13 protein-coding genes and 2 pseudogenes are annotated in these 13,526 nt (G+C 41.2%); 5 read left to right on the forward strand and 10 right to left on the reverse strand.

What is annotated here, in order from left to right:
- From actC to I6L24_RS00505, 9 genes and pseudogenes are all read right to left on the reverse strand, one after another.
- On the reverse strand, positions 1-1,236 hold the full coding sequence (actC, locus tag I6L24_RS00465; RefSeq protein ID WP_004814643.1) for a putative ferric acinetoferrin MFS transporter permease subunit ActC: 1,236 nt from the start codon (positions 1,234-1,236) through the stop codon (positions 1-3).
- Positions 1,233-1,604 (reverse strand): hypothetical protein, encoded by a 372-nt coding sequence (locus I6L24_RS00470; protein ID WP_004961737.1) that lies wholly within the window; start codon positions 1,602-1,604, stop codon positions 1,233-1,235. Before I6L24_RS00470 ends, actC begins: the two co-directional genes overlap by 4 nt.
- Positions 1,601-2,239: an acinetoferrin biosynthesis acetyltransferase AcbD gene (acbD, locus tag I6L24_RS00475; protein WP_086044538.1), complete on the reverse strand. Its 639-nt coding sequence runs from the start codon at positions 2,237-2,239 to the stop codon at positions 1,601-1,603. The genes I6L24_RS00470 and acbD overlap by 4 nt, the downstream gene beginning before the upstream one ends.
- 27 nt (positions 2,240-2,266) lie before the next feature.
- Positions 2,267-4,084, reverse strand: a complete 1,818-nt coding sequence (gene acbC / locus I6L24_RS00480) for an acinetoferrin biosynthesis protein AcbC (protein WP_086044537.1) — start codon at positions 4,082-4,084, stop codon at positions 2,267-2,269.
- Positions 4,081-5,562, reverse strand: a complete 1,482-nt coding sequence (gene acbB, locus I6L24_RS00485) for an acinetoferrin biosynthesis monooxygenase AcbB (protein WP_004814635.1) — start codon at positions 5,560-5,562, stop codon at positions 4,081-4,083. The genes acbC and acbB overlap by 4 nt, the downstream gene beginning before the upstream one ends.
- Complete coding sequence (acbA, locus tag I6L24_RS00490; protein ID WP_004781124.1) at positions 5,555-7,339, reverse strand: acinetoferrin biosynthesis protein AcbA; 1,785 nt, start codon at positions 7,337-7,339, stop codon at positions 5,555-5,557. Before acbA ends, acbB begins: the two co-directional genes overlap by 8 nt.
- A gap of 408 nt (positions 7,340-7,747) precedes the next feature.
- Positions 7,748-9,035, reverse strand: a pseudogene (locus tag I6L24_RS00495) (ISL3 family transposase); the annotation flags it as partial.
- Between the two features lie 21 nt (positions 9,036-9,056).
- Positions 9,057-9,515 carry a signal peptidase II gene (gene lspA / locus I6L24_RS00500; RefSeq protein ID WP_227592301.1) on the reverse strand — a complete coding sequence of 153 codons (459 nt, stop codon included), beginning with the start codon at positions 9,513-9,515 and terminating at the stop codon, positions 9,057-9,059.
- A gap of 57 nt (positions 9,516-9,572) precedes the next feature.
- Positions 9,573-10,469 carry a cation transporter gene (locus I6L24_RS00505; protein WP_004781121.1) on the reverse strand — a complete coding sequence of 299 codons (897 nt, stop codon included), beginning with the start codon at positions 10,467-10,469 and terminating at the stop codon, positions 9,573-9,575.
- A 95-nt stretch (positions 10,470-10,564) separates the two neighbouring features.
- Between I6L24_RS00505 and cadR the strand changes: the two are divergent.
- Together cadR and I6L24_RS00515 are read left to right on the forward strand one after the other, a co-directional pair.
- Positions 10,565-10,972 (forward strand): annotated as a pseudogene (gene cadR / locus I6L24_RS00510) (Cd(II)/Pb(II)-responsive transcriptional regulator).
- 180 nt (positions 10,973-11,152) lie between these two features.
- Positions 11,153-11,407, forward strand: coding sequence for a hypothetical protein (locus tag I6L24_RS00515; protein WP_216986265.1), 255 nt, complete (start codon positions 11,153-11,155; stop codon positions 11,405-11,407).
- An 89-nt stretch (positions 11,408-11,496) separates the two neighbouring features.
- Here the strand turns inward: I6L24_RS00515 and I6L24_RS00520 are convergent, their stop codons facing one another.
- Positions 11,497-11,709, reverse strand: coding sequence for a helix-turn-helix domain-containing protein (locus tag I6L24_RS00520; RefSeq protein WP_004281769.1), 213 nt, complete (start codon positions 11,707-11,709; stop codon positions 11,497-11,499).
- Positions 11,710-11,877: 168 nt separating this feature from the next.
- Here I6L24_RS00520 and I6L24_RS00525 point away from each other — a divergent pair, with 168 nt between their 5' ends.
- From I6L24_RS00525 to I6L24_RS00535, 3 genes are all read left to right on the forward strand, one after another.
- Positions 11,878-12,360 carry a hypothetical protein gene (locus tag I6L24_RS00525; RefSeq protein WP_216986266.1) on the forward strand — a complete coding sequence of 161 codons (483 nt, stop codon included), beginning with the start codon at positions 11,878-11,880 and terminating at the stop codon, positions 12,358-12,360.
- Positions 12,361-12,488: 128 nt separating this feature from the next.
- Positions 12,489-12,680 (forward strand): helix-turn-helix domain-containing protein, encoded by a 192-nt coding sequence (locus I6L24_RS00530; RefSeq protein ID WP_216986267.1) that lies wholly within the window; start codon positions 12,489-12,491, stop codon positions 12,678-12,680.
- Positions 12,681-12,852: 172 nt separating this feature from the next.
- A complete protein-coding gene (locus tag I6L24_RS00535) occupies positions 12,853-13,524 on the forward strand; it encodes a Tn7 transposase TnsA N-terminal domain-containing protein (RefSeq protein ID WP_216986268.1) in 672 nt (223 codons plus the stop codon).
- Positions 13,525-13,526 lie beyond the last annotated feature (2 nt).

A 13,526-nucleotide genomic window follows, 5' to 3' on the forward strand; every position in this document is an offset into this window, starting at 1 on the left:
CTAGATAAGTTGTTTCGATTGTTTTGCTTTAGAAATCAAAACTTGACTGAGTAAAACGCTTAAAATGGATGCAGCGGCGAGAATTAAATAAAAATTTCCATAGCCAAACGCTTTAGCTAAGAAACCTGACATCGCACCACCAATGAAATAAACCAATAATTCAAAACAGACCAAAATCGTAAAATCCGTTCCTGCTTGATCTTTAGAGCTGGTCTGCATGAAATGTGCATATAACGCCGTCATCGCGATATAACGAATTGCAAGAATGACAACTACAAATACACCAAGTAATCTGTGCCATTGATCAAACCAACTGAGTAGAACAGCTGCACCCAACAAGGCATAAATCAAAGTACGTGCCCAGCCTGCCCAGATCAGTAATTGTGTTGCGGCTATTTTTTTTAATAAAAATGCAGCTGAAACAGCGGCTAATAATCCAATACCCGCACCGATCACAGACATCAACACTCCAATCTCTGCCAAAGACCACTTTTGATCAATTAGCATCGGATTCAGCATTGCCATTGCAGGTGCTTCAACGAAGCGATAACACACGATCAAAGCTAAAGCCCATAACATTTCTGGACGTTTAAATGCACGGATCAAACTTGGCGGCTGTTTTGAGATTTTCTCTGTACTTGATTTTTCTTTAATTTGGAAAATAGCCAACATGGTCAGTGCCGTCATAGCGGCTAAGGAAATCAATGCAGTTTGCCAGCCATAAAGCTGGTAAAGCCATAAAGTTGCTGCTCCACCCACCATACTACCGAGCGCAACGCCGATGCTTTGTGCCATGCTTCCTAAGCGATATTCAGACTCTGAAAAGGTTTCGACGGTATAGCCATCAATGGCAATATCTTGAGTTGCTGCAAAAGTTGAAATCCATAAACCAACAATGACAAATACACCGAGGCCATAATCAAACTGTGTTAATGCCAAAGCAACAACACCTAGCACCAGTGCAATTTGTGTAAATAGCAACCAAGTCTTACGCTTTCCTAGTTTTTTTAAGTAGAAACGATCAATTAAAGGCGCCCAAAAGAATTTGAATGCCCAAGGAATATAAAGTAGCGACAACATGCCAATCCATCGTAAATCTACACCTTGATGGCGCAGAATCGCAGGTAATGCGACGTTATAAAAATATAGTGGTAAGGCATGCGCGAGATATAAAACCACCACGACACTCAGGCTCAAGGCTGAGACTTTCTGAATATTTAATGAATTTTGATTCATAAATACCTCTGCAAAGCCCATTGTGTGGCTTCAGCTTTATCTACGCTCACAAAATATGGAACATGCCAAGCTTTGTGCAGAGCTGGTGTATCCAATCGAATACGATCTTCTTCATCTTGAGCAATACGAGCAAAACCCAAGCAATATTGGTAAAAATCTTGTTTATATTGCTTATACCATTTGCCTTGGATTGCTCTATATTCTTCAGGAAATTCAGTATTTACATCGGTTTGCATGATCAACACGAAATTTTGCTTATGTTCGAAATAGTGCTGAATCCGTGCTAACCATTGTTCAAATTCTGCAACAGAGACATTCGCCGCAAAGCGCATGTCTAAAATATGCATTTCATTGATATATAAGCTCATGTAACACTCAGGAGTTTGGCTGGCCGATCTGCTAGCTGTTGTTGTGATGTTTGGTAATATTCCCCAAACTTGTGATAAAAAGTTTCTCTAAAGCAGTAATACAACATTGCAGTTTTTTCAGGCATCGGTATTAAACGTTGACTTTCATAGCAAAGCTCTGCCACCACAGCTGCATAAGGTTTAACGGTATGATCTGGCTCACCCACAATTTTTTTCGCTTTAGAGTGCTCAAAAATATAGAAGCTGAGTAAACGAATAGTTGGGCGTAAAAAACCTTTACCAAACACTGATTTGTCACCAAATAGCAAATGCCAACCGAGATCATTGTCATCACCATCGTAATAACGGCCTAAACGATCTCGTTTACCCTCATAAATTTCGGTATAGCCCACATCTTTGCCATCAATTCCGACGATCAATAAACGGTGATGGTCATCTGCAAGCATTTTGTCGAAGTAAACTTGTAACTCCAGTTCCGATTTATTTAGCTGCCACTGTGGAATCACATGTGGTTCATGCATCCATTTGTGCAATAAAGGAATATCCTGCGGATATTTCACTTGTCGTAAGTAGTACTGTGTACCATCTTCAAAGTATTCAAAATAATCTGGTAATTGCTGAGAGATTGTTTTCATATCGAACCTATAAAATGACGAATAAAATTAGCCCACTTTCGCTTGGCGAGGTTGTTGTGCCCATGTTTTCAATGTTTCTGGGCTAACTGGATTTGCAATGGGATCAAGAAAGACAGGAACAGGACGCTCTGCTTCATCGTTATAACTTGTGGTAAATAAACGCACACGGTTTAGGCAAATTTTGGTGTAGTTAGGACGTAACATGGCAAATTTGTCAGCGCGCTCAGCCAGTTCTGGGTGTTTTTGGTTAAATTCAACAATCGTGTTGGAAATGGTCTGCCAGAAATCAAGCTCAGAATATTCAGGATAGTCTTGCAAGAACACATTACAGATATAGCGGTAATGCACCATGAACAGACCTGTGAAAATAAAATGGCTTAGATCAGTCGCTTCATGACGGAGTAATAAATCTGCTTCAGATGGTAACTGAGCTAACTCAGGAAAATCCTCATCCACTAAATTGATGTCATCAATGAAATCTTTTAATACCATGGCTTTCGGCACACCATTTTCATGTACCAACATTGTGTTCTCACCGTGTGGTGAAAATGCTAAACCATAACGATATAAGCAAAGTAATAATGGACTCATGCTTACTTGAGCAAATTGTGCTAACCAATCCAAAGGACTTAAACCTGATGCTTGGATCAACACGCTCAGGATCGATTGACCTGAAATATCACGGTGTAACAATGCTGCTTGAGATAACACTTGATGAGATGGATCAACATAACGATCAACACTTTCACGCCATAAACAACCGAACAGCTCTTTAAATTGATACGGTGCACCGTCAATGCGGTCAAAACACGGCTGATGGATAGTTAAAGTCGCAACTTCACCTAAGAAAATCACACCTGTATTTTGTAAGTCTTGATCTTGTTGATGAATTCTTTTTAACCATGCGGTCACTGCTGGAGCTGCTAGATTACGCTTTGAGGGTAATCCACGATAAACAGCGGTATTAAAAATACTGACAGGCAACTTAATGTAATGGCGTTGTAGGTTTGACGTATTGCATAATGTGCGGATTGATTGCATCGGCACATAGCTATCTTGGCTGATATTTAACTCAATAATTTTCTGATCCACAATCTCATTGGCATAAGTCGGGACAAGCCATTGATGCCATTGCCAAGCATGTACGGGAATCAAAAAGTAATTTTGTGGATCTAGGTTTTTTTCTTGGAGAATATTGATGAACTGCTGTAGTTCATTGGCATCAAATTCATGTTGATATAAACCGCAGGCACTCCAATCTTCAGTACTTCGATACTCTGCTAAATCACGATGTACGGCTAACCACAACACTTTAACTTCAGGTGAAAGCTCTGGTGCAGCGCTTAAATAATCATCATAACCAAAACCCATACGCCCTTTACTCATGATGAGCCAAGGATGACCACGTAGCATGCCTTCAACTTTGTAATGTGGCTCTGTCAAAACCGCTATACTTGGCAAACGTGTTTCATTGAACAAATGTGCTTCTGCCAGCCAAGTATTATTCATTTCTTTGATCAAATACGCTTTGGTAAATGGCTTAACATTAGAACTGTCAGACATTGCGACAATAAACTCATGTAAGTTCCAAGCAGGTTGATCATTTTCCTGACTATGAGTCACATCACGTACCGAAGCTTCCTGAATATTCCAGTGTCCGAGTAGATATTGATTTCCTTGAAACTCATACTGACGATTGCCTAAATCTAAACGATAACGCCCTGCTGACAATGCTTTAACTTCAATAATTTCTTCGTATAGAAACTCTGCAATCGCCATTTCAATAAGACGTTGTCCTGCGGCACGCCATTGCTGCTGATTAATTTTTAAAGTTGCAAAGTTCATATCAGTTTCTCATATGTTGAATGTACAGAAGCAGTTTGTGTACGTGTGTTTGCACCACGACGATTAGGATGCGCCGTCATCACGTTCTGTTCTGTTTTCTTGAAAATTGAATGGTTTTTATTGGGAGAATTTTCGCAAAGGCACTCGTTTGATTGTGCTTTGTCATCTGCCATACAAATTTTTGGATTTTGAGAGAGATTAAAGTGTTGGAATGTCTGCGCTTGATTGCCTAATTCATAAAGAGGCTCAGCAAGCAATTGATTAATGATCTTTGCTGCACGATAAGCACCAAGACCTAAATCAGGTGTGCCGACACCATGACTATGCATTTCCTGATTTTGAACAAAAATATGACCATTCAGCCGATGTACAACACGATAGTCGTCTGTAATCTGCCAACGCTGTTTATGATCAAACTCGATGTATGGCTTGAGCAACTGCATAAAACCAAAATCAGGCGTGAAATAACCCGTCGCGGCTACAAGAAAATCACAGTCGAGATGAAAAGACTGAGCTGTAGCACGATGCTGGAAATGCAGTCGGATTTTTTGTGTATCCAATGCTTCTGCATCTTTCAAATCACATTGACTATGTAAATGTGTCTGTAAGCTTTGACCTGCAATACTGCGGTGATAAAGTCTTTGATAAATTTCCCGAATGGTTTTTGCACTAATTCCCTTGTATAACAAGGCTTGTTGCTTTAACTGCTGTTCCTTTTGCTGCGCAGTCAAATCATAAAAATGCTGTGCATAATCTGGACTAAAATGTTCCAAACCTAATGGCGCATACTCCATCGGGAAGAAACCTTGAGAACGAGTAAACCAATGCAAATCAAACTGATGATTAACAGTATCTTGCTGTTCATCAAATAAGTCGATAAACACTTCAGCTGCAGATTGTCCAGAACCAAGTACGACCACATCGCCATGTAAATCTGTATCGGCATGCGTCATATACTGTGCTGAATGCAGACATTGTTGTGGACGGACTTTCTGAATCTTTGCCAAACATTCAGGCAAATATGGCACATTACCACTTCCAATCACTAAATGACGGCATAAATAACTTTGCTGAACACCGTTTGATTCAACGACTACTTTAAAACCTATCGTTTGAGGTTCAATCTTTAGAACCTGCGACTGGTATTCGATACAATCAAGTTGTTCTGCAACCCATTGGCAATAGTGGTTGTATTCACAACGTGGAATATGTGGCTGCTCTAAAAAGTAAAACTTATACAAACGTTGCTGATGACGCAGATAATTCAAAAAACTAAATGGACTGGTTGGATCAACCATCGAGACTAAATCTGCCATAAATGGCACTTGTAATACCGTATTAGGTAGTTGCATACCTGCATGCCAATCAAATTGCGCCTTTTGCTCAAAAAATACGTAATCGAGTGAGCTTTTGTTTTGTAGCAAACTAGCAAGACTTAAATTAAAAGGTCCTAGACCAATTCCAATAAAATCAAGCATAACTGACATCCTTCTGTGAAATACGCAGTGGATTTGGCAGTTGCACGTAAACAGATTGATTTTCTACAGGTGCGATCAACTCGTCTAATTCATGCAAACGTGTCAGCAAGTTGCCTTTATAAGGCAGCGTTGAATTGAACAGTAGTCCTTGTATTAAGGTACTCTCAGGATATTGCTGTAATTGCTCTTCTAAAAATCCAGTTAGATGCGCTAACAATTCATCTTCAGTGATATAGCCTGTTGCACCGATGGCATTAATAATCCCGAACAAAGTATTGCCAAAGAAATAATAACTAAAACGTTCATCAACAAAAGCTTTCGGACCTACCGCAAAGGCTTTTTCTTTCAGTTCAGGAAGTGCTTGCAGAATTTCAGTGGCAAATTCTTCAATATAATAAAAACCTTGGTTATCACGTAACCATAAAGTTTTAGGAAAATGGTTTTCGAGTTCTAATAATACATTTTGTTGATGTGACTCAAATGCCATACCATAACGATGGTATAGATACATCAAAGGCTGCAAACTGACTTCGAGGAACCGATTAAACCAATCTGAAGCAATCTCTGAAACTTCAGCATCAGGATGGGCTTTCGCAATTTTTGCAAATAAGGCATTAAAACGATTTAAAGGCTTGATCGGATGATCTTGGCACAAAGATGCGATACAAGTGACTTGTTGTTGTGGATGGAATGGTTGATCTCGGAAAATACAAATACTTTCATTGATCACTTCATCATCGATTTTTAAAGCGATCCAAGCTGGATCATTGACTGCTTTTAGACTTGGACACTGTTTAAGAATATTTTGCCCAAACTCACTATGCCACAGACGATGTGTCAATTCACCACGATGACATTCTTTGGCCAAATTCACTCGAATAGAATTGGTAATCATCACTGAAAGTGACGGCTTCATCATCCAAGGTGCATTGAAGCTCGCTAATGTGCGTATGGAAGTGGTTGGAGAGAATTGCCAACCACGCAAGCCCAAATCAATCAGTTGCCCTGTTTGCTTTAATCGTTCAAACCAAGCTTTGCCCTGTAAATAACGCGCTTGCCATGGATGTAAAGGAAGTAACTTATATTCCGCATGTGTCTTTAATAAATTGAGATCACTTTCAGATAAATACCACTGTAACGCAGTTTTTAATTGCGCTGAAATAGGTTCATCAGTCGCACTACCTTCTGCAATATAATCTTGGTGCACTAGCCAATAATGAAGTTGAGTCTTACCTTTATTTTCAGGAGAAAAGTTTAACCAATCTTCATGAACAAAGCCTGTCCTACTTTTTGGCGCGGGATGCATACTATGCCCTAAAATCAAAGCTTGCTCTGTTTCAATAAAGCTTTGCCCTGCTTTTACTAAATCATCAAATTCATATTCACGATTTTGTAAAAACTGTTGTAGCGCATCTCGACTTTGAATCCATTTTTCAACTAATGAAGCAGCATCTAGATGAACAGCGGCTTCTTGAACAAGTTCTTCTAGCAACAACCCAACAATTGCTACAGGACTAAATACCTTAATTTTTTCATCGATGATAATTTGCGGAAGATCTGCTAAGCGATGTCGCCCCACACAGCTCACATAAGATAAAGGGAAAAAGCAACGTGCTTGAATAGAGGTAATCGGTATTGATAACAGCGTCAAACCTTGGCTAAACGTCTGTAGTTGAAGAGATTGCTGACTTTTATGAAGCAAGTGACCTTTGCCAGTTTCTTGCGTATATGCATTGACGAAATGTTGTAACGCCAACCGATTAGCAAGTGAATGCATCTGTCGATATCCTCTTTCAAAAGAGTTAATTTGTTTTTCGAAATGTTTTAGGCCTGAAACACATCTTAAGTACAAGGGAGTTTGTAGTTAAGATAGAACTAATGATAATTATTATCATTTACTATTTCAATTCCATAAAAGAACCTAGAAAAACAACACTAAATCATTGAATTTATTTTGTTTAACAAGGAATATTGCTCAGTAAAGATACAAAAAGATAATAATAATTCTCATTAAATAAAATGATCAGCTTGTAGCCATCAATAGTTTTTATAGATGTATAAAATTTTTAAATAGTCTCAAATGTAATATTTCCCCACATCAAAAATCTAATATGTCAAAAAATGGGGTATACGGATTTAATGGTTGATGGGGCACCTTCACCCCATCAATCTGATACCACCCTGAGATGGTTGATAGATCGACTCCGTAGTTGAGTTCCTCTGCGAAGTCCGGCAGTCCGTAACCGATGGTTTTCTTGTAGAAAGGAGAGACCTTCGCAGTCGGTGCCTTCTTCTTGTGCTTCGTGGTGTAGAGCATTCGTGCCCGCATCACCTCGAAGGAGTAACCGCGCCCTTCACGGTTCTTGTCCTTGGCCAGTCGGTTGATGGACTCCGTGTAAGCGTTGGTGACGGGCATGTCCGTCTCGAAGTAGGTCATGGTCTCTTCGCGCCAGTTTCCCACTGCCCTGACCAGATCGCTCCAGACTTCCTTTTGGCCCTTCGGGATGGTGGCTATCCACTCGTCCAGGGCGGCTTCTGCCTGGAGCCGTGTGGTGGCGTCCCAGATGCCGTAGAAGCGCTCCTTGTGCTCGTAGGCGGCCAGCAGTTGCGGGAACGCGCCTGTCCAGGTCTCCATGATGAGGCGCTCCCGGTCTGAGACTTCGTGAGCGCGTTTCAGCAGGATTTTCCGGTCTCCCTTGAGAGTCCGGCTCTGGGACGGTTTCAGCTCCTTTCTGAGGTCCTTGCGCACTCTCTCTAGGGCATCGTTGGCCATGCGCACCACATGGAACTTATCGACCACGATACGGGCCTGGGGCAGCACAGCCTTGACCGCTGCCCGGTAGGGGGTTCCACATGTCCATGCTGACGATCTCGACCTTCTGCCGGTCTTTCAGCTTCATCAGGTAGTTGGTCACCACGTCCTGGCGGCGGGTGGCCAGCAGGTCGAGCAGGGTTCGCTCCTCAATGTTGGTCAGAATGCAGCGGTAGCGCTTGTTCAGGTATAGCTCGTCAATGCCCAGGATGCGGGGCGTCTCGAAGCGGTGCCAGCGCCCCAGCAACTCGGCGCGGGCGTTGAAGATGTCGCGCACCGTCTTCTCGTCCAGGCCGGTCTGTGCCGCCACAAAGGTGTAGGGGTGGTTGAAGGATTCCTTCTCCACGTACTCATGCAGCCGCAGTGTCATACGGAATCCGTCCACCATCTCCGGTAGCTGGGGCCTGAATGTTGTCTTGCAGGCCCGGCAGGTGTATCGGCGGCGGACCACCCAGAGAGTGACCCGCTTGCCGTGGATGGGCAGATCACGATAGGGAACGTCACGCTTGCCGAACCGTACGAACTCACCCTGCACGCCGCATTCCTCGCAGGCGATGGGATTGGGCACGTCCACCTGGAAGTGCATTTCGTCGTCGGTTGATTTGCAGCCCAGTACTTGGTATTGCGGCAGGTGAAGGATGTTGTCGGGAAGTTCGGTCATGGTGTTGTATAGGCGTAGGTGTCAGTCAGATCCATCCGACTCAGCATTGGTGTTTGCTTTTTTACCCAACAAGCTGCTGGAAACTAAAAGTAAGGCACCGAGGACAATTGCAATATCAGCCAGGTTGAAGGCCGGCCAATGCCAGTCTCGCCAATAGAAATCAAAGGAATCCACAACATAGCCGCGAAAGACCCGGTCAATCAGGTTGCCCATGGCGCCACCGAGGATAAGACTGTAAGCGATGGCTTCTCCTTTATGACGATTTTCAAGGATCAGCTTGATCAGAAAAATCGAGACCACTACCGCGATTCCGATAAAAAAGTAGCGCTGCCAGCCTCCACCATTCGCAAAAAGACTGAATGCGGCACCGGTATTCCATACGTGTACCCAGTTAAAGAATGAGGTCACTGAAATAGACTCGCCATATGCCATTGATTGTTGCACCAGCCATTTTACGGCCTGATCAGACGCTGCCAGCAGGCCCGATATGGACAACAGAGCGTACGGTGACAGATGTTTGCCAAAAATGGACATTGCTTAATCCTTGAGCGCCAGAATGCGTCTAGCACCGTTAAGTACAATTACCCCCGCGATGGTGCCGATAATCAGATCCGGATAATTGGACCCGGTCCACGCGACCAGAGCGCCGGCGGTGATGACCCCCAGGTTGATCACCACGTCGTTGGCCGAGAATATCCAGCTTGCCTTCATGTGCGCCCCGCCCTCCCGATGTTTGGATATGAGCAGCAGACAACTGGTATTGGCAATCAATGCGACGAATGCGATAGCCATCATCACCAGCGATTCAGGCTCACTACCGAATACAAAGCGTCTCACCACCTCTATGAGTACGCCCACAGCCAAGATCAGTTGCAGTACACCAGCAAGATGCGCGGCACGTACCTGCATTTTCACGCTATGTCCAACCGCATAAAGGGCAAGCCCGTACACCGCCGCATCGGCAAAATTGTCCAGGGATTCTCCAATCAGGCCGGTGGACCGGGCGATCAGACCGGCAGTCATTTCCACCACGAACAGAAGTGCATTGATGCCGAGCAACCAGCGCAGGGTCCCGGATTCTTGCTTAGCAGAAGCTGCCGAAAACTCGGCGGCCTTGATGGTCTCCGGATTTGCAGCGACGGTTTCCTGAAGCGAGGCGCCTAGCCCCAAGGTCTTCAGTTTCGAGGTGACGGGCTCGACCTCACCGTCATGCACGACCTTCAACCGGCGGTTCGACAAGTCGAAGGACAGTGCCCGAATCCCCTCAACGCCGTTCAGGGCCAGGCGAATCATGCGCTCTTCTGATGGACAGTCCATCTTCGGCACGGCATAAACACTGACCCATTCCCCCGACGCATCGGAGGAGGCCTGCATATCGGTATCCGCCGCAGGCCTTGCATGGTCGCCACAGGGGCCTCCGCAGTTTTTACTCATGATATGACTCCACTTGAATGTGATCGGGTTTTCATTTAAAACTATATAGTAGCTATAATGTCAATAGCGTAGAGAATCCGTTGCGGAGGAACCCGATGCGTATTGGTCAGTTGGCATAGTCAGTAGGGGTAGATACACAGACGATCCGCTTCTACGAACGGCAGGGCTTGTTGCCGCCGCCTGGTCGGCAGGAGAACGGTTACCGTGTCTATACCGAGAAACACGTTGAGCGGCTGGCCTTTATTCGTCGCTGCCGCATCCTGGATCTGTCACTGGCAGAAATTCACGAACTAAAGCGCTATCAGGACGACCCTCATCAGTCCTGTACCGCTGTCAATGCCTTGCTCGATGATCACATCTCTCATGTGCGCTCGCAGATAACCGCTCTACAGGCGCTTGAGAAACAACTCGTTTCACTAAGAGCGCGTTGCAACGATGACCGGGAAGTTAAGGCGTGTGGGGTTCTTGCTGGGATTAGCGAGGGAAGCATGCATCAGCAGTAGGTTGGAGTGCCAACCAGATAATCCGATGAGATGCCGGTTTGCCTCACTCTCATGCAAAGGTAAGATCAACCATTTAATCCGCTTACCCAATTATTTTTATAATTAAATGGGTGACGGTAACCCTCCCAAAGGATATGAATAACACTATTAACCCAATTTAATCGATTTAAGGTTTTAGATATGACAATTGAAAACCCAGAGAACGAACGTGAAATAGCTAAAGCTGCCGCTCTTGTGCTTCAGAACCGCTTTATTGAAGTTACACGTACTAGAACAGTACTCTATGTAAAGAATGATATCTTATGGAGTAAAGCTCCCAATAGCGAACCTGTATTGGTCAAAAAGTTATCCGAACGCAATCCAGATCTTGCGAAAAGGTTTGCTGGCCGAGGGACTTACAAAATTAAAAAACGTGATAATGATTTTATTACCTAATAGTAGTCTATCTTTGAACGCATACTATCCATCTTCAAGATAGATAATTATAAAAATAATAGTAAATCAAGAAATAGCTAGAAGCCTCATTAGTCTTTAGGCAGCAAATCATGTGGTGCAACTTTAAGTATTTGTGCAATCTCATAGAGCTTTAGTACCGTGATATTTACTTCTCCTCGCTCAATACGTCCCACATAACTACGATCGATATTGCAAAGTAATGCTAATTTTTCTTGAGTAATTTTCTGCTCAATTCGACAATTCCGAATAGCATGTCCAATTTTCTGTGCTAAATCGTTCATAAGTTCTATTCCTATAAAGAATAGAACTATTCATTTTTGAGGACTAAGTATCCACGGCTTATAATCCTCATAAGCATTAGATTTTAAAATTTTATATTTAAAAATAAAACCTTAAATAAGACAGAAAAACGGATTATAATCCCCTTTATTTTTACGTATTACCTTTAAATGATTGAAATTAAGCACCCTCTAAAAGAGCAGTTTCTTGTAGTTATTGAGAATGGCATTTTCTTATTCTTGTTCAAACCTAAAGATCTTTGGATACGCTTTGAAGGTGCTCCTGATTCACTAAAATGGCAAACATATTCTTTAATTAAACAATTATTGAAATTTGGCTACTTAAGAAAAGAATATGACGATGAAGGAAATCAATTTTATTCAGAAACTGATAAATTAACTGATTTTAGAATTACTCACTGTAAAGAAAAAGCAGTTAAAGTATTAACTAAAAAATTAAGTTTACTTAAACAAGAGCAGCTAGAAAAAACCTTGGAAATTCAAGAAACTAATGAACTATCCAAACAATTACCAGAAATTAATTATTGCTTTAAAAATTATATAAGAGATAGAAGCAAAAAAATATCAAGATTAGAAAATCATAAAAATATTATTTCCAAAATCATTAATGATATCGATTCATTTATTTACTAAATTAATATAATATTTTATTAATGTTTTATTAATTAATAATAAATAAATTAATCCATTATAATAAAACCTTGCAAAACTAGAAAAAACCTATATTTTTAGATTAAGTTCTAATTATTTTTACTACTATCATGAAAACAAATCAGCAAATTAAAGATGATTTTGAGCAAGCGGGAATCAGTATTTCCGACTGGAGCTTAAAACATAATTTTTCTAGGGATTTAGTTTACAGAATTCTAAATACAAATCGCATACCAAAGCGTGGTGAAAGTAAAAGAATTGCAATCGCTTTGGGATTAATTTCGAAGGAGAGAGAAAAATGACTTAAGAAAAAATAAAGCGGATTCATAGAATCCGCTCTACCCGTTTGCAATCAAGAGAAAGCTAACTAGTCGTGTTTTTAGTATCTCTTGATTGCAATGTTCCGTCAAGTCTTGAGCAATAAAATCAAATTGCTCAAAGCTTTATCTCATCCTAAAAAATGTCAGAACTACTATGCAATCAAGTTATCTAGAGCAAAAAACTAAACAACTTAATCAAAATTTACTAAGAAAATTTGAAGAAGCTTTTCAAAAACAGACTCATGTATCATCAAAATTCATTGGTGAACGTAGAGTAAAATCACGTATAGGTAGTCGTGTATCACTCTTTCCAAGTGTTAAAAATCAAGGGTTAATATGCCTCGAAAGTAATTTAGAACTAGCCCATGCAATAGCTTTGGAGCGCAATGAAGATGTACTTCAATACAGAACACAAGCAGTTCAGATCTTTATTAATGATCGACACTTTATTATTCCCGACTTCATTATAAAAACACTGAATGGATATGAAGTTCATGAAATTAAACCTAATTTAAATACACTTTCAGAAAAAAACATTGCAAGATTTAATTTAGCAGAAAGTATTTTAAATAGTTACTCGATTAAATTTAGAACTTTTGATCGTAATAATCTTATTTCAAAACAAGACTGTCTTTTATTAAGTATCAGCTATCAAAGAGCAAATTATAAAAAAATAAATAAAATTGATTTAGAAAAAGCAGACACCCTCATTAGAAATAGAAACTTCAAAAATAAAATGGATTTATATAAATTACTGAATGCTAATAATTTAGATTTAATGATTGCTGATTATTTTATTTTTTATAAAAAAGCTTTAGGAGTTTAATT

Origin of the sequence: Acinetobacter lwoffii (genome assembly GCF_019048525.1) — a bacterium.
Taxonomy (GTDB): domain Bacteria; phylum Pseudomonadota; class Gammaproteobacteria; order Pseudomonadales; family Moraxellaceae; genus Acinetobacter; species Acinetobacter lwoffii_K.